Raw genomic sequence first — 23987 nt, forward strand, 5'->3', positions numbered from 1 at the left:
AATTATATCTATTTCTCTAATTTATTTAGTTCTTCCTCTAGTATATTCAGAAGTCTATCAAATTCAACTGCTACAGCATGGAAGCTTTCCTCTTTCTCTAAATCAACCCCAGCCTTTTTTAGTTGAGACATTGGGTGGTCATTTCCACCAGATTTTAAAAGCGTTAAATATGCTTCCTTAGCACTTTCTCTCTCTTCAACTGAATATTTTTCATTAGTTATTCTATCATATAGATTTGCTGATGAAGCAAAGCTAGTAGCATACTGATATACATAGTAAGGTGAGTTAAAGAAATGTGGAATTCTTGCCCATATTATTTTTTGTAACTCGTCCATAGTTATTGTATCTCCAAAATACTCTTTAAATAGATTATCCATTATTCCACTAAGTACATCTGGAGTAACTGCTTTTCCTTCTTCTATTAATTTATGAGCTTGATACTCATAGTTTGCAAATAGAGTTTGAATATAGAAAGTTCCTACTATATTCCCTAAAGCTTGCTCTATCAATGCTATTTTTTCAATAGGATCATTTGAATTTTTTATCATATAATCAAGAAGTAATCTCTCATTGAATGTAGATGCCACTTCAGCTACAAATATTGTATAATTGTGTGTAGCATATGGTTGATTTTCATTAGAAAGCATAGTATGTAAAGTATGTCCTAATTCATGTGCCAATGTAAATACATCATCTAAAGTAGATTGATAGTTCAATAACATATATGGATGTACATCATATACTCCTATAGAGTAAGCTCCACTTCTTTTATTTTCAGTTTCAAATACATCTATCCATCCTTCACTTATAGCTGTATTCATCTTTTTAGAGTAATCTTCTCCCAATGGAGCTACTGAATTATATACCATCTCCTTAGCTACATCATAATCAAAATTTTTATCATATTCAACTATATTTATACTGTTGTCATAGTAGTGATACTCTTTCAGTCCTAAGGCTTTCTTTCTTAAATTAACGTATCTTTGTAGAGGGGCATTATTATCTATTGCCGATTTTAGTAAAGTCGTATATACCTCTGTTGGTACATTTTTAGGTTCAAGAGCTTTTTCTAAGCTTGAACTATAGTTTCTTCCTTTAGCTGAAGCTACATCTCTTTGAAGTAGTGCTCTATAGATAGCACCATAAGTATTTTTGTTATTATTAAAAGCTCCATATAAAGCTTCAAAAGCTTTCTTTCTATCCTCTTGATTTCTATTAGTAGCTAAAACCTTTGAATAAACACCATTTGTTACAGGTCCCTCATAACCATCAGATAATTTTACCTCATTCCATTTCATATCTGAAATAGATAGTTCAGCATATATATCATGTGGAGCTCCCATATATTGTCCATAATAAGATAGAAGTTTCTCCTTTCCTTCATCTAATACATGTCCTTGTAATCTATATATCTCCATAAGTCCAAATCTTTGATCTTTTAATTCTGGATTTTCCTCTATCCATTTTTCCATAGTAGCTTGTGGAATCTCTAATATCTCTGGTGTTATCCAAGCTGCACTTACAGAATACTCTGTATAAACCGATTGAATCTCTTGAAGTTTTACTGAAGATGTTTCATCTTTAGAATCTAAATCTTTTAACATATATACATATACGTATAGTTTATCTAATAACCTTCCCATTTTTTCTTCTAATTGAATAAGCTCTATAAACTTCTTAGAGTCCTCTTTTATCTTTCCTTTGTATTGAGGAATCTCTTTCATCATTGCTTTTAGTTCCTCTAGTTCTCTATCCCACTCTAACCAATCTGAATAGAAATCATTCATATTCCATTTATATTTATTATCAATCTCACTTCTTTTTAACACTTTACTCTCCTTCTCAAGTGGTTTAATAATCTCATTTTTTACTACTTCTTTTTTCTCTCTCTTTTCATTAGTGAAATAGAGTCCAGCTAATGCTGCGATAAATCCAATAATTATGAGATTTTTCATCTTACCACCTCTCTAATCTAAGTTTTTTAATTTTATCTCTCTATCTTGAGGAAGAATCTTATTTAAAACTACTCCAGCAAAAGCTGCTAAAGCTAATCCTGAAACTGAAACAGTTTGCCAAATAACAATATTATCCACAGCTATTCCTAATACAAATATTATAGATGCTATTATTAGATTTCTTGAATTTGAAAAATCAAGTCTTGCATCAACTACAGTTCTTACTCCAACAGAGGCTATCATACCGAAAAGTATAACCGATACTCCTCCCATTACTGGTAAAGGTATTGTTTGTAGTAATATTCCAAATTTACCTATAAATCCTAAAATTATCGCATAACAAGCCGCTATTCTTAATATTGCAGGATCATAAATCTTTGTTACTGCTAATACTCCAGTATTCTCTCCATAAGTAGTATTTGCTGGTCCACCTAAAAGCCCTGCCGCTATTGTAGCAAGTCCATCCCCTAAAAGAGTTCTATGTATTCCTGGATCTTTAAAGAAATCCTTTCCTACTACCGCTCCATTAGTTGTAATATCTCCTATATGCTCTATAAATACTACTAAAGCTATTGGAGCTATTGCTATTATTCCAGTAAGTGACATCTTTGGAATTGTAAATAAATCATTTGCTGCCTCTGCTGATAATCCTATCCATTTAGCTTGAGATACAACACTAAAATCTACCATTCCTAAAAAAGTTGCTACTATATATCCTACTATTACAGCACTTAATATTGGAATAAGTCTTAGGAAAGATTTTTTCATCATAGTTATAGATACCATTGTTACAATTACTGCAAAAGCTACGATTAAACTTTTTGTATCAAATTTTCCATTAGCATAACCAGCCATATTTAAAGCTGTTGGACTCATTCTAAGTCCTATCAACATGATAATAGGTCCTGTTACTATTGGAGGAAAGAATGATTTTACTCTCTCTACTCCAAAAGTTTTTACTAAGTAAGACATAAGAACATATATAAATCCCGCTGCTATTACTCCACCCTTTATAGCTCCAATTCCTTCATTTTTTAAAACTAAAGTCAAAGCTCCTATAAAGGCAAAAGATGAACCTAAAAATACTGGTACTATTCTCTTAGTGCAGAAGTGGAAAATTAAAGTTCCTACTCCAGCAGCTATCAAAGCTAATGATGGATTTAATCCAGTCAAGAATGGGACTAACACCGTAGCTCCAAACATAGCAAGTACATGCTGTATTCCCAGAATAAATTTTGTTTTTCTTGTTACAATTTCTTTGTTTTCCATTTTTTTAATTTCCTCCATATATTTTTAATTTTATTTTATTACAACTCCCATTAACTTTCCTTTACTAAAAGAAACAACACATCTGTCCTCAATAGCTATATTACTCATACAGATACTATCCCCTTGATGTAAAGTATACTCTTTAAGCGGATATTTAAATCCCTCTAAAGTTAATCCTTCAACCTTCTCTGAAAAAGGTATAAAAGATATTATTTTTCCCTTTGCTCCTATAAACTCTTTATACTTCTCTATTGCAAAAATCTCCTCTTTTTCAGTTAAGAAGCTTAGATTTTTAAATTTGAACATCAAATTTAAATTAGTTAATTCATGGTCTTTTCTTCCACCTAATCCACCAATTATAATAATTTTTTCATATTTTTTCTCTGTTATATATTGTAATATTAACTCCCCATCAGTATAATCCTTATCTTTTGGGAATTTTTTTATTACTACTCTATTCTCTCTATACTTATCTAATATTTCCTCCGACACAGAATCAAAGTCTCCCCAAATCTCTTTTGGGAATAGTTTTAACTCCTCTAATAGATTTGCTCCACCATCTGCACAGTAGATATCTCCCCTATCTTTTTCCAAAATATTTAAATAATACTCCTTACTTCCCAAAAATTCTCCATTAAAAAAAACATATGCTACTCTCATATTTACCTCTAATCATCATCAAACTCAGTATCAACAACTATAAATATTGGGAGATGATCTGAAACTTTATCCTTCATCACTCTATACTGTTTTTTTGTGAAATCTAATGCTCCGCTCTTTCCCTTAAACTCACTAGTATATATCTTAGATAAAAACATATTGTCATATGAGTTAGCTAGTTTATCCTTACCTAAAGTTGTTTTTATTCTTGGAGAAATAGCATATCCTATATCATCACTATGATTTAACAACTTTTCAAAAGATTCATCATAAGCACTTAAATTAAAGTCTCCTGCTATTATTATATCATTCTCATTTTCATCTAACCCTTGAAAATAATCATATACGCTATCCATAGCAAAAGCCTCAGCTCTTCTTTCAGACTCTTTCTTTCCAAACTTAGAGTGAACTAGAATAAAAGTAAAGTCAAAATTATCTATCTTAAAATCAGCTCCATAAGGTGGTCTTTCAAAACCTTTTACCTCATCTGGATAGAACCCTCTCGCCTCTAGAAATTCAACTCTATCACTCTTCCAAATATATGCAAAATACTCTTTATAACTCGTACTTCCAACGGCATATGGAGATATATGATATCTCCAAGTAGTCCCACTCTCTTTTTCTAGCTCTTTTACTAATTTTTCAACCCCTACCGGGTTCATTACCTCTATTAGTCCTATTATATCAAACTCCTTTAAAACTTTACTCATATAGTTAAAGTCTTTCTGAGCTTTTCCTAATCTCAAAGTATTAAAAGAAGCTATATACCCTTCCTGAGCAAACATTGTAACTATCATCAATAGATATATAATAAAAAATCTTATCTTTTTCATTCTTCCTCCCTAATTTATATCTTTAGATATTATACCATCTATTTTAAAAATTCTCTATTATATTATTTAAATTTAAAAACTTTTTAATTTTTATCTCTATTTCTTTTCTTTATTATCCAAGATAACATTTGACTTTTTTTTATTTTTCAACTATAATTTTTCTAATATAAATACAATAATATCTATAATTTTAAAGGAGGGTATGATTATGATTGCAGCTTTTTTTGATATTGATGGTACTATTTTTAGAAACTCTCTTTTGACTGAACATTTTAAAAAACTGATAAAGTATGATTTATTAGATTTTAGTGAATATGATAGAAGAGTTAAAGAGGCTTTCAAACTTTGGGATGAAAGAGTTGGAAATTATGATAATTACTTAGGAGATCTTACTGGTACATATGTTGATGCTATCAAAGGACTTCCTACGAAATATAATGACTTTGTAGCTGACAAAGTAGTAGAATTAAAAGGAAATAAGGTATATGCTTATACTAGAAAAATGATAAAATGGCATAAAGAGCAAGGACATCTTGTTATTTTTATATCTGGAAGCCCTGATTTTTTAGTTTCAAGAATGGCAAAAAAATGGGGAGCAGATGACTTTTGTGGCTCTACTTACCACACCGATGAAAAAGGGGCTCTTACTGGTGAAATATCGCCAATGTGGGATTCTAAAAATAAATTAAAATCAATAAATAAATTTTGTGAAAAATATACAATTGATTTGGAGAAAAGCTATGCCTATGGAGATACCCATGGAGATATAACTATGCTAGAGTTAGTTGGTAATCCAAAAGCTATCAATCCTAGCTTAGAACTTATTAATACTATAAAAAATGATGAAAACTTAAAAGCAAAAACAGAAATCATTATTGAAAGAAAAGATGTGATCTACTCTGTAAATGCTGATGTTAAAATTTTAAATCCTAATTTTTAGATTTTTATTCTTATGAAATTGAGGAGGAAAGAAAAGTGGTGAAAAAATTCATTTACTTTATCGTTTCAACTCTACTTCTGTTTTTTAGTTCAAGTATCAATCCTAAGATGGATGTAAATAGCTTTTATGATAAAAATCAAGCTATCTATATGATACGTACTAACGATAATACAGAAAGTTACGGTTTTATCCAACTTAATAAGGTAGAAATTTTTGCTAAAAATATTATTAGAACTGGAACACCCTTAAATTCCTTTGAGATAAAACCTGTAGTTGAAAAAGTTATAGAGATTAAAGAGAGAACACCTCATCTCTATAAAATTGGAGACTATACAATTTTAACTCGATATGAGTCCCGCATACTACTCATTTAAAACTTCTTAATTTTTACTAAAAATATTTTAAAGTAAATTTTAAGGAGTTATATTATGAGAAATTTTTTTATTGGTACTGACGTTGGTTCAACAACTGTTAAAATTGTTTGTTTGGATGAGGAAAAAAATATTGTCTATTCTATTTATCAAAGACATCTTTCAAATGTAAGAGAGACTACTAAAAATATGTTTGATGAATTTTTTAAATTTATCAAAGAAAAATATGGAGAAGATATCAGTTTTAAGATAAATCTCACAGGTTCTAGTGGTATGGGAATTGCTAGTTGGATTGGAACAGAGTTTGTACAAGAAGTTATTGCTTGTATAAAAGCTATTGAAGTGGTGATTCCTGAAACAGATGTAGCTATTGAACTTGGTGGAGAGGATGCTAAAATTACTTTCTTAAAAAATGATATGGACCAAAGAATGAATGGTAGCTGTGCTGGAGGAACTGGTGCTTTTATTGATCAAATAGCAGCTCTTCTCAATACAGATGCAAGTGGTTTAAATGAGTTAGCAAAGGATTATGACACAATCTATCCTATTGCTGCTAGATGTGGAGTATTTGCTAAAACAGATATTCAACCTCTTGTTAATGAAGGAGTAAAAAAAGGAAACATAGCTGTATCAGTTTTTCAAGCAGTAGTAAATCAGACTATTACTGGACTTGCTTGTGGTAAAAAAATTACTGGGAAAGTAGCTTTCTTAGGAGGACCTCTTTTCTTTTTAAGTGAACTTAGAAAAAGATTCATTGAAACTTTAGAGTTATCTCCTGAAGATGTGATTTTTCCCAAAAATTCTCAAATTTTTGTAGCACAAGGAGCAGCACTACTTTCCGAAGAAAATAGTAACTCTTATTCTTTAGATGAACTTAAGAATAAGTTCTTAAAATTAAATGAAAAGGATACTTCTGAAACTTCAAGGCTTCAACCACTATTCAATAACAAAGAGGAAATTGAAGAGTTTTATTCTAGACATGAGAAAGAGAAGATAGAAAATAGAGATATTGCCAGTTATTCTGGAAATGCCTATCTCGGTATTGATGCTGGTTCTACTACAATAAAAATAGTACTCATTTCAGAAGAGAAAGAGATACTTTACTCTTTCTATTCTCACAATAAAGGAAATCCTTTAGATAATATAATTAGTAACTTAAAAACTCTTTATTCTAAACTACATGATGGTATTAAAATTAAGGGTTCTTGTGTAACTGGATATGGTGAAAATCTTATAAAGTCTGCTCTTAAAGTTGATAAAGGTGTTGTTGAAACCATCGCTCACTACAAAGGAGCTCAACACTTTCAACCTCAAGTTGATTTTATACTTGATATTGGTGGACAAGATATGAAGTGTTTAAGAATAGAAGATGGTGTCATTACCTCTATTCTACTTAATGAAGCTTGCTCATCGGGCTGTGGTTCATTCCTAGAAACTTTTGCAAACTCCCTTGGAATGGATATAAAGGAATTTGCAAAACTTGGACTTACATCTAAATCCCCTGCAGACTTAGGTACTAGATGTACAGTTTTTATGAACTCAAAAGTAAAACAAGCTCAAAAAGATGGAGTTGAAGTAGCTGATATATCTGCTGGTTTATCTTACTCTGTTGTGAAAAACACACTGTTTAAAGTAATAAAAATTAAAAATAAAGAGGAGCTTGGAAACTATATAGTAGTACAAGGTGGAACATTCCTAAATGACTGTGTTTTAAGAGCCTTTGAAAAAGTTTCTGAAAGAGAGGTAATAAGACCTAATATTGCTGGACTTATGGGAGCTTTTGGAGCAGCTCTTATTGCCCTAGAAGAAGCTGGAGAAAAATCTACACTTATGAATATGAAAGAGCTTGATAACTTCCATTACACTACTAGTCTTACTCGTTGTGGAATGTGTACTAATAAATGCCTATTAACTATTCATAAGTTTGAAAATGGTGAAAATTTTATTTCGGGAAACAGATGTGATAACCCTGTTGCCAAGATGAAGAAAAAACATGCTCCAAATATGTTTGAATACAAATACAACAGATTATTTAACTATGCACCATTAGAATTATCTCAAGCTACTAGAGGAGAGATTGGAATACCTAGAGTTCTAAATTTCTACGACTCTTATCCATTCTGGTTTACTCTACTTACTGAGCTTGGATTTAGAGTTATCCTATCTGATGACTCTTCTAAGAAACTATATGAGAGTGGAATAGATACTATAACTTCAGATTCTATCTGTTATCCAGCCAAACTAGTTCATGGACATATTATGAATCTTGTTAATAAGGGAGTAAATAGAATTTTTTACCCTTGTGTAATATTTGAAGAGAAAGAGGATAAAAAATCTCAAAATCAATTTAACTGCCCTATTGTTATGTCATATCCTGAAGTTATAAAAAATAATATGGATATTATCAAAGAGAAAAATATTGATATGATGATTCCTGTATTCTCCTTTGAAAATAGAGAAGTTCTTTACAAAACTGTAATGGAAGAGTTTTCTAAATTTGGTGTTACAAAACCTGAAGTTAAATCTGCTGTAGATAAGGCACTTGAAGAAAAATATAATTTTAGAAAAGATATGCAAAATAGAGCTAAAGAGATTATTGAAGAACTTGAAAGAACAGATAAAATAGGTGTTGTCCTTTGTGGAAGACCTTATCACTGTGATAAAGAGATACATCATGGTATACCTAATATCATTAACTCTTTTGGGATAGCTGTATTAACTGGTGATGCTGTAGCAAGCCTTGGTTCTATTGATGAAGAGTTAAGAGTTATTGATCAATGGACTTACCATTCTAGACTCTATAGAGCAGCTACAGTTGTAGGAAAAACTCCTAATCTTGAACTTATTGAACTGAATAGTTTTAGTTGTGGTATAGATGCTGTCACTACTGACCAAGTTAATGAGATTTTAACTAACCATGGAAAAGTACATACTCTTTTAAAAATAGATGAGATCAGTAATCTTGGAGCTATTAAAATTAGAATTAGAAGCTTACTTGCTGCTCTTGAATATAAGAAAAACTCTGTAACAAATAGTATTAAACATAAAATAGAGTATAAAAAAGCTGAGTTTACAAAAGCTATGAAAAAAGATTATACAATATTAGCTCCACAAATGGCTCCTATGCACTTTGATCTAATAAAACATGCCTTTAAAGCTCAAGGCTATAATCTTGAAATCCTTCCAGAAACTCAAGAAGCTCTTGACTGTGGATTAAAATATGTAAATAATGATGCTTGCTATCCGTCTATTCTTGTAATTGGAGAGCTTGTTTCTGCTCTTCAATCTGGAAAATATGATTTAGATAAGACTGCAGTTATGATATCTCAAACTGGTGGAAGTTGTAGGGCAACTAACTATCTTGGTTTCCTTAAAAAAGCTATCAAAGATGCTGGATTTGAAAAGGTACCTATAATCTCATTAAATGCTAATGGTTTTGAAAAACAAGAGGGATTTTCATTGTCACTTCCCCTTATTCACAAAGCTTTAATAGCTGTATCATATGGGGATCTATTGATGAAACTTCTATATCACACTAGACCTTATGAACTAAAGAAAGGTGAAAGTGAAGCTCTCTATACAAAATGGAAGCAACAAGTTATTAGTAATGTTCATAATGGAAACTTTTCAGAATTTAAAAGAAATTGTGAGTTAATTGTTGATGAGTTTTCAAAAATAGCAATTAGTAATGAGAAAAAAGTCAAAGTTGGTATTGTAGGAGAGATCTTAGTTAAATTCAGTCCTTTTGCTAATAATAATTTAGCTAATTTTATTGAGCAAGAGGGTGGAGAAGTCTATACTTCATCCCTTATGAACTTCATCAAATACTGTATCTACAGTGACATCTTCCTTGCTGAAAAATTTAAAGGAAAAATGGCTGGATTAAAATTAAGAGGGGCACTATGGGTACTAGATAGATATACAGCTATACTTAATAATGCTATATCTAAACATGCTAGATTTATGAGAGAGATCTCTATACAGGAAACTGCTAAGAAAACTTCTGAATTTATCTCGATTGGTCATCAATCTGGTGAGGGATGGTTCTTGATGGGAGAGATGATTGATTTTATTGAACATGGTGTTCCTAATATTGTTTGTGTTCAACCATTTGGTTGTCTTCCTAATCATATTACTGGAAAAGGTATGATTAAAAGACTTAGAGAGGAGTATGAAAATGTAAATATCACTCCTATAGATTATGATCCAGCTTACTCTGAAGTAAATCAACTTAATAGAATTAAACTAATGCTATCAGTAGCTAAGAAAAACATGGATCAAAAAATATCTTAATTAAATATTATCAATACAAAAATACAATAACTACTTAGTTATTCTTTGAAGAGAATCTACCTCTTATTTGAAGTAGATTCTCTTTTATTATTTCTTAAATATCAGATAATTCCCTAAAGCAAGAGGAGCAATCTCATAAATTTTTTCATAAAATTTAGATCTTTTTATCTGATAGTTCTGCTCATCTAAGGTTATCTTTCCTATCTCATTTAGTAAAGATTTAAAAATATATTTATTTTGGAAAAACTCTCCATAAAGGATTATTTTTTCTGGATTGATTACAGAGATTATCATATCTAGAGCATAAGCTATATATTGTATAGCCTCCCCTACTACAGAAAGAGACAGCATATCTTTCTCCTCTACTCCCTCTAATACATCTTTTATCTCTAACTTTTTACCCTCATCTAATACTTTTTTTAGTGAGCTATATTGATTATTTATTCTAATTTGAGCCATAATCTTTTTTATGATAGCCCTATTGGAAACTTCCGTTTCTAGGCAACCTTTTTTACCACAAGAGCATTTTTCTAAACTATTTCTTTTAACTACCATATGACCTAACTCTCCAGACATAGAGCCGTAACCATGGTACAACATATCATTTAAATATATACTTCCCCCTACTCCCTCTTCTACATTGAGTACAACAAAATTTTGGTTATCCCTACACTCACCAAATACCTTCTCTACAAGTGCCATTACCCTAACATCATTCTCTAAATAGACTTTTTTTCTAAACTTTTTTTGAAATCTTTCAACAATAGAAATATTTTTTGTATTGTAATGTGGTGAAAAAATCGATACTCCTCTTTCACTGTCTACAAGTCCATTCATGACAACAGAGATTACCTCTATATCTTTATTCTTAGTTAACTCCTTCTCTATAATCTCCTCTGTACTTCCTACTATATCCCCTCCTAGATCTCCCAATCTATATCTTCTAGTTGAAATAATATTCCCATCTATATCTCCAATAGTTACTTGAACAAACATAGGTGCAAAATATACCCCTAAAATATTTCCTATCTTATCTTTATTGATATTTAAAAGAGATGGTTTTCTTCCACCACTAGATTCTCCTTCTCTCTCTTCTATTATAATCTTTTTCTCTAAAAATTCATTTATCACCTTTCCAACTGCTGCTGGTGTTATTCCAAACTCTCTTGAAATATCTATTCTAGATATTCCATTCTTAGCTTTTATCAATTCCAGTATCTTTAATTTTAAATTCTCTATTTTCAAAGTATCCCCCCTTACTATCTACATATATTTTATCCTATTTCTCTATAAAACTCCAAACTTATTTTAAAAAGTAAAATAACTTTTTGAATTTTTTATGTTTTTTTCTTGATTATATGTAAAAATATTATATACTAGTGATAAGTAAATAGATAAATTAATCGGAGGTTAAACATGATAAAAAATCTAATAAAAGAGTTTAAAAAAGTTTTCAACTATGAGGGAAAGGTAGATGTTTTCTTTTCTCCTGGTAGAGTAAATCTTATTGGTGAACATACTGATTACAATGGTGGATTTGTTTTCCCATGTGCTCTTGATTTTGGAACTTATGGAGTTGCTGTTAAAAGAGATGATAATAAATTTAGAATGTACTCATTAAACTTTGTAAAAGAGGGAATAAAAGAGTTTTCTTTAGATGAGTTAGTAAATAAAAAAGAGGATAACTGGGCTAACTATCCAAAAGGGGTTATCAAAACTTTTATAGATGCTGGATACAAAATTGATTCTGGATTTGATATCTTAATTAACGGAACTATCCCTAATGGAGCTGGACTTTCATCTTCTGCTTCACTAGAACTTTTAACTTCTGTTGTTTTAAAAGATTTCTTTAATTTAGATATAGATATGGTTGATATGGTTAAACTATCACAAAAAGCTGAAAACCAATTTATCGGAGTAAATTGTGGAATTATGGATCAATTTGCTATTGGAATGGGTAAAAAAGACCATGCTATCCTACTTGATTGTAACTCACTTAACTACCAATATGCACCTATCTCATTAAATGGAGCATCTGTAGTTATTGCTAATACTAATAAAAAGAGAGGTCTTGCTGATTCTAAATATAATGAAAGAAGAGCATCTTGTGAAGCTGCTGTAAAGGTATTAAATAAGCATGGAATAAATATCAAATATTTAGGAGAACTTTCTGTTGAGAAATTCAATGAAGTTAAACATTTTATAACTGATGAAGAGCAATTAAAAAGAGCTACTCATGCTGTTTCAGAAAATGCAAGAACAGTTGAAGCTGTACAAAAATTAAAAGAGGGAGATATCAAAGCTTTTGGAGAGCTTATGAACCAATCTCACATATCTTTAAGAGATGACTATGAAGTTACTGGTTTTGAGCTTGATTCTTTAGTTGAAGCTGCTTGGGAAGCTAAAGGAGTAATAGGAGCTCGTATGACTGGAGCTGGATTTGGTGGTTGTACAGTTAGTATAGTAAAAGATGAAAATATAGATGAATTTATAAAATCAGTTGGGGAAAAATATACAGCTAAAACAGGACTTGTAGCTGACTTCTATGTAGCAAAAATCGGAGATGGAAGTAGAAAGTTAGGTGAATTTTAATGAATATATTTAAAGATATAAAGCTTTTACTTGCTTTTGGATTAAAAAATAATCTAATTGGAAAATATGATAAAATAATTGCTAGAAATGAGATACTACACCTATTAAAATTAGATGAATGGGAAGATGTAGAGTATAGCGAAGCTGAAATTCCTGAATACCCTACTGAAATTTTAAATAGAATGTGTGATTATGCAGTAGAAAAAGGTATCATCGAGGATACAATCACTATGAGAGATCTTTTTGATACTGAAATTATGGGAAAATTAACTCCTACTGCTACTCAAATTATAGAAAAATTTGAAAAAATCTCTCAAGATAAGGGAGTAGAAGAAGCTACTAATTTCTATTATGACTTTGCTCAAAAATCTAACTATATTAGAATGGATAGAATAGCAAAGAACATGCACTGGTACTCAGCTACTGAGTATGGTGATATGGAAATAACAGTAAATCTTTCTAAACCTGAAAAAGACCCTAGAGATATTGCTAAAGAGAGATTAATGCCTCAGTCTTCATACCCAAAATGCCTACTTTGTTATGAGAATGTGGGATACTCTGGTAGGGTAAATCACCCTGCTCGTCAAAATCATAGAGTTATTCCACTAACTCTAACAAATGAGCCTTGGTTTATTCAATATTCTCCATATGTATATTACAATGAACATGCCATTGTATTCTCTGGAGAACACAGACCTATGAAAATTACAAAGGAAGCTCTTGATAGACTTACAAGTTTTACAGAGCAAGTTCCACACTATTTCCTAGGTTCAAATGCAGATCTACCAATAGTTGGAGGTTCTATCCTTAGCCACGACCACTATCAAGGTGGACACCATGAATTTCCTATGGCTAAAGCTCCTGTAGAGAAGGAAGTTATTTTCAAAGGATATGAAGATATAAAAGCTGGAATTGTAAAATGGCCTATGTCTGTACTTAGAATAACTGGAAAAGATAGAGCTAAATTAGTTGAATTAGCTGATAAAATTTTAAAATCTTGGAGAGAATACAGTGATGAATCTCTTGGAATATTTGCTTATTCAAAGGATACTCCTCACAACACTATCACTCCAATAGCTAGAAGAAGAGGAGAAAACTTCGAATTAGATTTAGTTCTTAGAAATAATAGAACTAGTGAAGAGCATCCACTTGGAATATTCCACCCTCATGCTGATGTTCATAATATTAAAAAGGAAAATATTGGACTTATTGAGGTAATGGGACTTGCTGTTCTACCTGGAAGATTAAAAGAAGAATTAGAGATTTTAAGTGAATATATCGTTGCTTCTAACTATGAAGAAAAGATAAAAAATGATAGTAAAGTTGAGAAGCATTTAGATTGGATAAAAAATATTATGAAAAAACATGAAAAAATATCTTCTCAAAATGCTCATGATATATTAAAATCTGAAGTAGGAATTACTTTCTCTAGAGTTCTTGAAGATGCTGGTGTCTATAAAAGAGATGAGAAAGGACAAGCTGGTTTAATAAGATTTGTTGACCATGTAAATAGTATTTAATTTAAGGAGGCTATAAAAATGGCAGTATTAGTATGTGGAGGAGCTGGTTACATAGGAAGTCACGTAACTAGAGCTTTAATAGATAGTGGAGAAGAGGTTGTTGTACTTGATAACCTTTTAACAGGACACGTGGACGCTGTTCATGAAAAAGCAAAACTTGTTCTTGGAGATTTAAGAGATGAAGAGTTCTTAGATAAAGTATTTAGAGAGAATAAAATAGAAGGAGTTATTGACTTTGCTGCTTTCTCACTTGTTGGTGAAAGTATGAGTGAACCTTTAAAATATTTTGAAAATAACTTCTATGGAACTCTTTGCTTATTAAAAGCTATGAGAAAACACAATGTAAAAAATATAGTTTTCTCATCAACAGCTGCAACTTATGGAGAACCTGAAAATATACCTATATTAGAAACTGATAAAACTTTCCCTACAAATCCATATGGAGAGAGTAAATTAGCAGTTGAAAAGATGATGAAATGGTGTGACGTAGCTTATGGAATAAAATTTACAGCTCTTAGATATTTCAATGTTGCTGGAGCTCATCCAAGTGGAGAAATTGGAGAAGACCATAACCCAGAAAGTCATCTTATCCCAATCATATTACAAGTTGCTCTTGGAAAAAGAGAAAGTATCGGTATCTATGGAGATGACTACCCTACTGTAGATGGAACTTGTATCAGAGACTATATCCATGTAATGGACTTAGCTGATGCTCATATCCTTGCTTTAAAAAGATTATATAACGGTGGAGAGAGTACTATATTCAACCTAGGAAATGGAGAAGGATTCTCTGTTAAAGAGGTTATTGAAGTTGCTAGAAAGGTAACTGGACACCCTATACCTGCTGTTGTATCACCTAGAAGAGCTGGAGACCCTGCTAAACTTGTAGCTACTTCTGAAAAAGCTATGAGAGAATTAAAATGGAAACCTAAATATAACTCTCTTGAAAAAATTATAGAAACTGCTTGGAATTGGCATAAATCTCATCCTAATGGATATGAAGATTAATGAATATAACTAAATAGCAAAAGAGGTATAAATCCACCTTTCACCCTATCTCTCATTTGTGGATTATACCTCTTTTACTTTTATAATTTGTAACTACTCAGATCCCTAATTAAAAAACTAAGGCTGGGGCTGTTGTAAATTTAAATAGCCCAAACCTTTGAAATTAGCTGAAAAAAAGAGAGAGAATATGAAAAAATTTCTATAAATTAAGAATTCTTTTTAATAACTCTCTATGATAAAATCTTAAATATTATAGGAGTCTATTTTTATGGACAGAAAAAGAAGAAAAATTTCTAAACTTACTGATACTAAAAGAAATATTATTACTTCGTTTATTCAAGAGTATGATATTCAATCTACTAATGATTTGCAAGAGGCTTTAAAGGATTTACTTGGAGATACAATCTAAGAAATGATGGAAGCTGAAATGACTGAACATCTTAGGTATAATAAATATGAACGTTCTGACTCTACTAACTCTAGAAATGGTAGAAAAACTAAAACTATTCATAGTAAATATGGTGAAACAACTATTGAACTTCCTCTAGATAGGTATGCTTCTTTTGAGCCTAAAATTGTTAAAAAACGTCAAAAAAATATTTCCGCTATTGATGATAAAATCATCTCTATGTATGCTAAAAGTATAACTACGCGTCAAATCTCTGAGTAAATTGAAGTGAAATGTCACCTGTCAAGTACTCAATTTAATTATTAACATTTTTTTCTTTTTCTATTTATTAAATTCTCTATATTCTAAGGGACTTCGTTCTCCTAGATTTCTTTATAATCTTTCTTCATTGTAAAAATTTATATATGATGATCAGGCTGTAGACAATTAATTTGTCTATGGCCTTTTTTGTTTTGTTAATTTAGAAAAAGCCTGATATAATAAATTTAGGTGATTTAATATGATGAAAATAAGAAATAATAATACTAGACAAGATGTTAAAAATATTAATCTTGATATGTTAGTACCTCAAGATCATATTATTAGAAAAATTGATTCTGCGCTTGATTTATCTTTTATTTATGAAAAAGTTAAGCCTCTATATAGTAATACTGGAACTAATAGTATTGATCCTGTTGTTTTATTTAAAATAATTCTAATTCAATATCTTTTTGGAATACGTTCTATGAGGCAAACTATTAAAGAAATTGAAGTTAATATTGCTTACAGATGGTATCTAGGATATGGTCTTGATGAAAAAATACCTCATTTTACTACTTTTGGAAAAAACTGTCAAAGAAGATTTCAAAATCCAAAAATATTTGAAGAGATTTTTAACGAGATAATTTCTGAAGATATTAAATGTAGATTTGTTAATATTGAAAGTGTATTTGTTGATAGAACACATATTAAAGCTAGCGCTAATAATCAGAAAGCTAGAAATGTTTTGATAGAAGAAAACTCAAAATTTTATCAAGAACAACTTGAAAAAGAGATTAATTTAGATAGAGAAAATCATAAAAAAACTTTAAATTTTGATAAAACTATTAAAGAGAAAAGAATAAAGCAAAGTACAACAGATGTAGAATGTGGTGTTTTCCATAAAGGTGAACATAAAAAGGTATTTGCATATTCAGCTAATACAGCGTGTGATAAAAATAATTTCGTATTAGATTTTATAGTTAATCCTGGTAATATTCATGATTCTAAAGCTTTTCCAGAATTGTATAAAAAATTAAAAAACAAATATTCTGGAATAAAAAATATTGTAGTTGATGCAGGATATAAAATTCCAGCAATAGCAAAATTATTGATTGATGATAATGTAATACCAATTATGCCATACAAATTAACTCATTTTTTATATTGACTAAAATTTAGCTGACATAATTTGAAAGAAAAAATTATCAAAAAATATATATTTAAAATAATAAGATAATAGAGTATACTTTAATTAAAAAGATTATTTGGGAGATAAAGATGTTAACAAGTCGTTCAACTAAAATTTTAAAGTTTTTATTAAGTCAAGATAAAAAAATCTTCTTAAAAGATATAGCTGAGTATTTTAAGGTAAGTGAAAGAACAATTCGTTATGAGTTGGATAAAATAAATGAAGAGTTAAATAAAGAGAATCAGATTTCATTAAATAAAGGGGAGTGTTTTATAGAGAATATAGAAGAGATAGAAAAAATCTTAAATGAAAATACTCCATATATTCCTTCTGCAAAGGAGAGAGAATTATTTATTTTGTTAAATATATGTTTGATAAGAAAAATCAAACAATCAACTTTATCAGATTTTTTAGATATTAGTATAAGTACAGTAAAAGCTCATTTAAGAGATATAAGAAAAGTTTTAGATGTATATGGTTTAAAATTAGAAATCCTACCTAAAAAAGGATTAGTAATCGAGGGAAGTGAAGAACAGATTAGACAATGTACTCTAAAAGCGATTACATTATGTAAAAGAGAAAAAAGTAAATTTTTAGATAATATTATTTATGAATATCTAGGAGATATAAATCAAGAGGGAATAAAATTATTTATAAATTATTGTCAAAAGTTAATGGAAAAAATAATCTCTGATGAAGCTTATGATATTATTTTAAAATATATAACTTTAGTTATTTATTTTAATAAAAATGATAATAAGATAAAAAATATAAAAAATAGTAATTTTTTGGAAAATACTAAGGAATATGAAGCTATAATTCAATCTAAAGCTCTATTAGAAGGATTTTATGAAATGGAATTTTCAAAAGAAGAGTATTTAAAGATGACTGACTATTTTTTAGGAAGTCATACTTATAATATTACATACTCTTATTATGAAAACTGGGTAGAGATAGAGATAATGGTAAAAAATTTTATAGAACAAGTAAATAAAGAGTTAGAAGTAGATATAGCAAATGATGAAACTCTTATACTAGGACTAATAAATCATATAAAACCAACTATATATAGGATAAAAAATGGAATAGAATTAGAAAATAGTATTTATGAAGAAGTTGTAGAAAGCTATCCTAATTTATTTTCAATAGTTAAAAAAGCTGTTGAAAAATTAGAGAATTTTATAGGGATAATATTTACAAATGATGAGATAGCCTTTTTAACAATCCATTTTAAAGCAGCTATTGATAGAAATATTAAAATAAAAAAAGAAAAATTAAAGGTTTTGATAGTTTGCGGTTCAGGATATGGAAGCTCAAAATTACTAGCTCAACAGATTAAAGATATTTACAGAGTTGAGATAGTAGACGCTATTCCAAGATATTTATTAGAAAAGGTTGAAAGAAGAAAAGATATAGATTTAATTTTAACAACAGTTCCATTAGATAATTTTAATACTAATAGAGATGTAATAAGAGTAAATCCAATTTTATCTAAAGAGGATATTCAAAGTTTAGATAACTATCCAGTTCCTAGAGATAATAAGAAGATACTTTTTTCTCAATTAATAAAGGTTTTAGAAGATAACTCTAATATTGTGGTAACAGAAAAATTATTAAAAAGTTTAAAAAATTTTTTAGATACAAAATTAATAGACGATATTTGTCAGAAAAAAAATACAATATTTGACCTATTACCTGAAAGTAGAATAATTATAAAAGGAAAAGCTAAAAATTGGGAAGAAGCAATAATTGAAACAGGAAATTTATTATTAAGAGATGGGTGTATTAAAGAAGATTATATTGATGAGATGGTAAAAATAGTTAAAGAGTTTGGAAATTATATTCTTTTTGTACCTGGAGTAATATTTCCTCATGCAAAAGCTAAATCAAAGGTTAGTAAAACAGGATTCTCATTGGCAATTTATGAAGAGGGAATAGATTTTATAGATGGTAATAAAATAAATGTAGTAATAAGTTTTTGCTCACAAGATGGTAGAGAACATCTAGATAGTTTAGTAGAAATAATTGAAAATTTTGAAGAAAATAAACTATTAAAAAAATTAAAGAGATGTAAAAATTCAAAAGATGTATTAAAGTGTATAAATATATAAAAAAAGGAGAGAATTTTTTCTCTTTTTTTTTTGAAAAAAATCAAATCTTTAATTTTATTTGAGAATATTTTATAATAAATTAGAACAAAGATGGAGGTAATATAAATGTTAAAAGATATTTTGGCGGATAATATAACTGTATTAACAAAAGTAGAAAGTTGGCAGAAAGCTATTGAGATTGCTGCTACTCCTTTATTGGAAAAAAATAAAATAAAAGAAAGTTATATTCAAGCAATGATAGGAAATATAAAAAAATTTGGTGAATATATTATAATAGCTCCAAATGTGGCTATGCCTCATTCTAGACCAGAAGATGGAGTTAATGAAAGTTGCTTAGCATTATTAAAATTACATGAACCTGTAAAATTTGATAATGGAGAGGAAGTACAATTATTTTTTGTCCTAGGAGCAAAAGATAATAGTTCTCATATCAACACATTGACTGAACTTATGGAAATAGTAGATAATGAGGAAAAAATAGAGGAATTACTAAAAACTAATACTATAGAAGAAATAAAACAAATAATATAAAAAAATTCAGGAGGAAGAAAAATGATAAAAATTTTAACTGTATGTGGAAATGGAATTGGAAGTAGCTTAATGTGTGCTATGAAAATTGATGAAATTTGTAAAGAGGAGGGAATAGAAGCAGAAGTAGCTTCATCAGATTTTAACTCTGTAGCTGGAAAACAAGCAGATTTAATAGTAACAGTAAAACAACTTGCTGAACAATTACAAGGGTATAATGTAGCTGAAATAAGAAGTTATACAAATAAGAAAAAAATAAAAGAAGATGTTTTAGAAAGAATAAAAGAATTAGTTAAATAAAAAATAATAATATATAAAGTTTAGGAGGAAGAAAAATGGAGTTTTTAAAAATAATAGGAAATGATATTTTAACAAGCCCAGCATTTTTATTAGGAATTATATCTTTAGTAGGATTATTAGCATTAAAGAAACCTTTTAATAAATTAATTACTGGAACTTTAAAACCAATATTAGGATACATAATGTTGGGAGCAGGAGCAGATTTCATTGTAAAAAATCTAGACCCATTAGGAAAAATGATACAAGAAGGATTTGGAATAACAGGAGTTGTTCCAAATAATGAAGCTATAACTTCAATAGCTCAAAATTTATTAGGTAAAGAAACAATGTTTATTCTTGTAACTGGATTAGTAATAAATATAATTATTGCAAGAGTTACAAAATATAAATATATTTTCTTAACAGGACACCATAGTTTCTTTATGGCATGTATGTTCTCAGCTGTTTTATCAACATCAGGAATGAAAGGAACAACTTTAATTTTAATTGGTGGTATATTATTAGGAGCTTGGTCAGCTATATCTCCAAGTATAGGACAAAAATATACAGACTTAGTAACTGATGATGATGGAATTGCTATGGGACACTTTGGTTCTTTAGGTTACTATTTATCAGCATTTATAGGAGAGAAAATAGGAAATAAAGGAGACAGTACAGAAAATATCGTAATTCCAGAAAAAGTTAACTTCTTAAGAGATAGTACAATATCTACAGCAATAACAATGTTAGTATTTTATCTAGTAGCTGCTATAGCTGCAGGTCCTGAATATGTTATGACTAATCTTTCAGGAGGAAAAAACTATATAGTATTTGCAATAACTTCAGCTTTAAGCTTTGCTGTTGGAGTAACAATTGTGTACAATGGAGTAAGAATGATACTATCAGAATTAATTCCAGCTTTCCAAGGGGTATCACAAAAATTAATACCAAATGCAATACCAGCAGTAGACTGTGCAGTATTTTTTACATATGCACCTAACGCTGTGTTAATTGGATTTATCTCTTCATTCATAGGTGGAGTTATAGGAATGATTGTTCTAGGAGCAATGGGAGCAGTATTAATTATTCCTGGATTAGTACCTCATTTCTTCTGTGGAGCTACAGCAGGAATATATGGAAATGCTACTGGAGGTAAAAAAGGAGCAATAGTAGGGTCATTTGTAAATGGATTATTACTAGCATTTTTACCAGCAGCATTATTACCAGTATTAGGAAGCATAGGATTCCAAAATACTACATTTGGAGATTTCGATTTTGGAGTTTTAGGAATCCTTATAGGAAAAGCAGTAGAAGGTGTTGGAGAGATTGGAGTATATGCAATAGTTGTAATATTATTAGTAATATTAATTGTACCAAACTTTATTAAAACTAAAACACACGTTATAAATGCAAAAGACGAGTATTAATATATAAAAAAAGGAAGGTAAAGGTATGAAGAAAATATTATGTGTAGGGCATTCAGCTTATGATATAACATATCTTTTACCAAATTTCCCAGTAGAAAATAGAAAATATAAGGCACAAGAGAGAATAATGGTGAGTGGCGGACCTGCAGGGAACGCCTCTTATCTTTTAGGGAAATATGGAGAAGAAGTTTCATATATTACTACATTAGGAAATGATGTTTATGGAAATGAGATTTTAAATGATTTAAAAAGTGTAGGAGTAGACACAAAAAATATCTTAATAAAAGATGAATATGTTACACCTTGTAGTTTAATTATAGCAAATGGAAGTAATGGTTCTAGAACTATAATAAACTATCGTGAAGAGGAAAAAATAGATAAAATAGAATTTAAGTATGAAAATGAACCGAAGATTCTACATTTTGATGGACATGAATTAGATTTAGCTTTAGAAGCAATAAGATTATTTCCAAATACAATAAAGGTATTAGATGCTGGGACATTTAAAAAAGGAACAGTAGTATTAGGGGCTTTAGTTGACTATCTTGTATGTTCTGAAGATTTTGCAAAGGATTATTGTGGTATTAATAAAATAGATGAGGATAATTTCTTAGAAGTTCTTTTAAAATTAAAAGAACTAAACAAAAACACTGTAATAGTTACTTTAGGAGAAAGAGGAGCTATTATGGAAGAGAATGGAAAAGTAAGAAAATTTAAGGCCTTTAAAACAAAAGCAATTGATACAACAGGAGCTGGGGATATTTTCCATGGAGCTTTTGTATATGGATTGAGTAATGGTTTTTCAATTGAAAAAAATATAGAATTTGCTTCTGCATGTGCTTCATTGTCAGTAGAAAAATTAGGTGGAAGAAACTCTATTCCTGAAATAGAAGAGGTATTAGAGAGAATAAAAAGGGGTTAATAAATGAAAAAGTATAGCTATAAAGAATTAGGATTAGAAAATACTAGAGAAATGTTTAAAAGAGCAAATGAATGTGGATACTCGATACCAGCTTTCAACTTTTGCAATATGGAACAATTACAAGCTATTTTAGAAGCTTGTGTAGAAACAGATAGTGATGTAATACTTCAAATATCTGCAAGTGCAAGGAAATATATAGGAAAAGAACTTTTACCACTAATGATAAAAGGAGCAATAGAGGAGATTAGAGCAAAAGGTTCAAAAATATCAGTTGCACTTAATTTAGACCATGGAAAAGAAGTAGATATGATAAAAGATTGCTTAGATTACGGTTTTTCTTCAGTAATGATAGATGCTTCAAAATATGAGTTTGAAAAAAATGTGGAAATAACAAAATCTGTTGTGGAATTGGCAAAAGAGTATGATGCTTCTGTTGAAGGAGAGATAGGAATTATTTCGGGAGTAGAAGATGAACATAGTTCAAATGATTCTCATTTTACTAAACCTAAAGAAGCTATTGAATTTATAGAAAAAACAGGAGTAGATTCTTTAGCAATAGCAATAGGAACTGCTCATGGAGCACATAAATTTAAACCAGGAGAAGACCCTAAACTAAGATTGGATATTTTAGAAGAGATTAAAGAAAAAATAGGTTCTTACCCAATAGTATTACATGGTTCTTCATCTGTACCTCAAGAATATATAAAAAAATTTAAAGAGTTTGGTGGAGAAGTAAAAGATGCCATTGGAATTCCAGATGAAGAATTGAAAAAAGCTTCAAAATCAATTGTTACAAAAATAAATGTAGATACTGATGGAAGATTAGTATTTACTAGTTGTTTAAGAGAAAATCTTAAAAATAATCCAAAAGAGATGGATTTGAAAAAAATCTTAGAATATCCAAAAGAAGAGATGAAAAAATTCTATAGTGAGAAAATAAGAAATATTTTTAAAATAAATTAAAATTATAATTATTCTCTATTCTTAATAAAATAAACTTAATACGTAACTACTCAGGTCTATAATTAAAAAACTAAGACTTTCTTCCAAAAATTTGAAGAAGGTCTTTTTTTGTTGCCAAAAATATAATATACTATTTAAGTACTTTTTTGATTAGGAGGTGAACCATTATGAAAAATTTAACTTTTGAAGAACTTTTAGATAAACTTGAAAAAGCTCTTGCTAGAATTGAAGCGCTAGAAAGAAAATGCTACCCTTAGAGCTAGACTTAATATGAATAGTTCTAATAGTAGCCTTCCTCCTTCTACTGATAGATTTACTAAAAAAAAGATAGATCTCTTAGAAAGAATAGTAATAAATCTTCTGGTGGACAAATTGGACATAAAGGTTACACTCTTAATAAGGTACAGAAACCTGATTCTATTGTTGATTTAGAACTTAATATTTGTCCTCATTGTAATACTGATTTACAAAATTCAAA

General features: G+C 29.4%; 20 protein-coding genes. 15 read left to right on the forward strand and 5 right to left on the reverse strand.

Annotated features, from left to right (window positions below; all coding sequences use genetic code 11):
* Positions 1 to 8: 8 nt before the first annotated feature.
* The 4 genes from pepF to IAA47_07130 form a co-directional block, all read right to left on the reverse strand.
* The gene (gene pepF / locus IAA47_07115; GenBank protein MBU3842733.1) at positions 9 to 1829 is read right to left on the reverse strand and encodes an oligoendopeptidase F; all 1821 of its coding nucleotides are present in this window, start codon (positions 1827 to 1829) and stop codon (positions 9 to 11) included.
* A 138-nt stretch (positions 1830 to 1967) separates the two neighbouring features.
* Entirely contained in the window at positions 1968 to 3224 is a 1257-nt protein-coding gene (locus tag IAA47_07120; protein MBU3842734.1) for a uracil-xanthine permease family protein, read from the reverse strand.
* 30 nt (positions 3225 to 3254) lie between these two features.
* Positions 3255 to 3884, reverse strand: a complete 630-nt coding sequence (locus tag IAA47_07125) for a thiamine diphosphokinase (GenBank protein MBU3842735.1) — start codon at positions 3882 to 3884, stop codon at positions 3255 to 3257.
* A gap of 8 nt (positions 3885 to 3892) precedes the next feature.
* Positions 3893 to 4717, reverse strand: coding sequence for an endonuclease/exonuclease/phosphatase family protein (locus IAA47_07130; GenBank protein MBU3842736.1), 825 nt, complete (start codon positions 4715 to 4717; stop codon positions 3893 to 3895).
* A 208-nt stretch (positions 4718 to 4925) separates the two neighbouring features.
* On the opposite strand from IAA47_07130, the gene IAA47_07135 reads away from it, so the two are divergent.
* From IAA47_07135 to IAA47_07145, 3 genes are read left to right on the forward strand one after another with little or no spacing between them, the layout of a single operon-like run.
* Positions 4926 to 5657: an HAD-IB family hydrolase gene (locus IAA47_07135; GenBank protein ID MBU3842737.1), complete on the forward strand. Its 732-nt coding sequence runs from the start codon at positions 4926 to 4928 to the stop codon at positions 5655 to 5657.
* A gap of 38 nt (positions 5658 to 5695) precedes the next feature.
* Positions 5696 to 6031, forward strand: a complete 336-nt coding sequence (locus tag IAA47_07140) for a hypothetical protein (GenBank protein ID MBU3842738.1) — start codon at positions 5696 to 5698, stop codon at positions 6029 to 6031.
* 54 nt (positions 6032 to 6085) lie between these two features.
* Entirely contained in the window at positions 6086 to 10321 is a 4236-nt protein-coding gene (locus IAA47_07145) for a 2-hydroxyacyl-CoA dehydratase (protein MBU3842739.1), read from the forward strand.
* 87 nt (positions 10322 to 10408) lie between these two features.
* Here the strand turns inward: IAA47_07145 and IAA47_07150 are convergent, their stop codons facing one another.
* Complete coding sequence (locus IAA47_07150; protein ID MBU3842740.1) at positions 10409 to 11566, reverse strand: ROK family transcriptional regulator; 1158 nt, start codon at positions 11564 to 11566, stop codon at positions 10409 to 10411.
* A gap of 171 nt (positions 11567 to 11737) precedes the next feature.
* Here IAA47_07150 and IAA47_07155 point away from each other — a divergent pair, with 171 nt between their 5' ends.
* The 12 genes from IAA47_07155 to IAA47_07210 all read left to right on the forward strand — a co-directional run bounded on the left by IAA47_07155 (position 11738) and on the right by IAA47_07210 (position 23509).
* Positions 11738 to 12913: a galactokinase gene (locus IAA47_07155; GenBank protein ID MBU3842741.1), complete on the forward strand. Its 1176-nt coding sequence runs from the start codon at positions 11738 to 11740 to the stop codon at positions 12911 to 12913.
* On the forward strand, positions 12913 to 14433 hold the full coding sequence (gene galT, locus IAA47_07160) for a UDP-glucose--hexose-1-phosphate uridylyltransferase (GenBank protein MBU3842742.1): 1521 nt from the start codon (positions 12913 to 12915) through the stop codon (positions 14431 to 14433). The genes IAA47_07155 and galT overlap by 1 nt, the downstream gene beginning before the upstream one ends.
* A gap of 18 nt (positions 14434 to 14451) precedes the next feature.
* The gene (gene galE, locus IAA47_07165) at positions 14452 to 15441 is read left to right on the forward strand and encodes a UDP-glucose 4-epimerase GalE (GenBank protein MBU3842743.1); all 990 of its coding nucleotides are present in this window, start codon (positions 14452 to 14454) and stop codon (positions 15439 to 15441) included.
* 268 nt (positions 15442 to 15709) lie between these two features.
* Positions 15710 to 15850 carry a hypothetical protein gene (locus tag IAA47_07170; protein ID MBU3842744.1) on the forward strand — a complete coding sequence of 47 codons (141 nt, stop codon included), beginning with the start codon at positions 15710 to 15712 and terminating at the stop codon, positions 15848 to 15850.
* Between the two features lie 3 nt (positions 15851 to 15853).
* Entirely contained in the window at positions 15854 to 16111 is a 258-nt protein-coding gene (locus tag IAA47_07175) for a transposase (protein MBU3842745.1), read from the forward strand.
* 238 nt (positions 16112 to 16349) lie between these two features.
* The gene (locus IAA47_07180) at positions 16350 to 17258 is read left to right on the forward strand and encodes a transposase (GenBank protein MBU3842746.1); all 909 of its coding nucleotides are present in this window, start codon (positions 16350 to 16352) and stop codon (positions 17256 to 17258) included.
* 110 nt (positions 17259 to 17368) lie between these two features.
* Positions 17369 to 19390 carry a BglG family transcription antiterminator gene (locus IAA47_07185; protein MBU3842747.1) on the forward strand — a complete coding sequence of 674 codons (2022 nt, stop codon included), beginning with the start codon at positions 17369 to 17371 and terminating at the stop codon, positions 19388 to 19390.
* A gap of 105 nt (positions 19391 to 19495) precedes the next feature.
* Positions 19496 to 19921: a PTS sugar transporter subunit IIA gene (locus IAA47_07190; GenBank protein ID MBU3842748.1), complete on the forward strand. Its 426-nt coding sequence runs from the start codon at positions 19496 to 19498 to the stop codon at positions 19919 to 19921.
* Positions 19922 to 19942: 21 nt separating this feature from the next.
* Positions 19943 to 20218, forward strand: a complete 276-nt coding sequence (locus IAA47_07195) for a PTS sugar transporter subunit IIB (protein ID MBU3842749.1) — start codon at positions 19943 to 19945, stop codon at positions 20216 to 20218.
* Positions 20219 to 20253: 35 nt separating this feature from the next.
* Positions 20254 to 21624, forward strand: a complete 1371-nt coding sequence (locus IAA47_07200) for a PTS ascorbate transporter subunit IIC (GenBank protein MBU3842750.1) — start codon at positions 20254 to 20256, stop codon at positions 21622 to 21624.
* Between the two features lie 25 nt (positions 21625 to 21649).
* Complete coding sequence (locus IAA47_07205) at positions 21650 to 22546, forward strand: carbohydrate kinase family protein (GenBank protein ID MBU3842751.1); 897 nt, start codon at positions 21650 to 21652, stop codon at positions 22544 to 22546.
* Between the two features lie 3 nt (positions 22547 to 22549).
* Positions 22550 to 23509 (forward strand): ketose-bisphosphate aldolase, encoded by a 960-nt coding sequence (locus IAA47_07210; GenBank protein ID MBU3842752.1) that lies wholly within the window; start codon positions 22550 to 22552, stop codon positions 23507 to 23509.
* Positions 23510 to 23987 lie beyond the last annotated feature (478 nt).

Source organism: Candidatus Fusobacterium pullicola (assembly GCA_018883725.1).
GTDB lineage: Bacteria > Fusobacteriota > Fusobacteriia > Fusobacteriales > Fusobacteriaceae > Fusobacterium_A > Fusobacterium_A pullicola.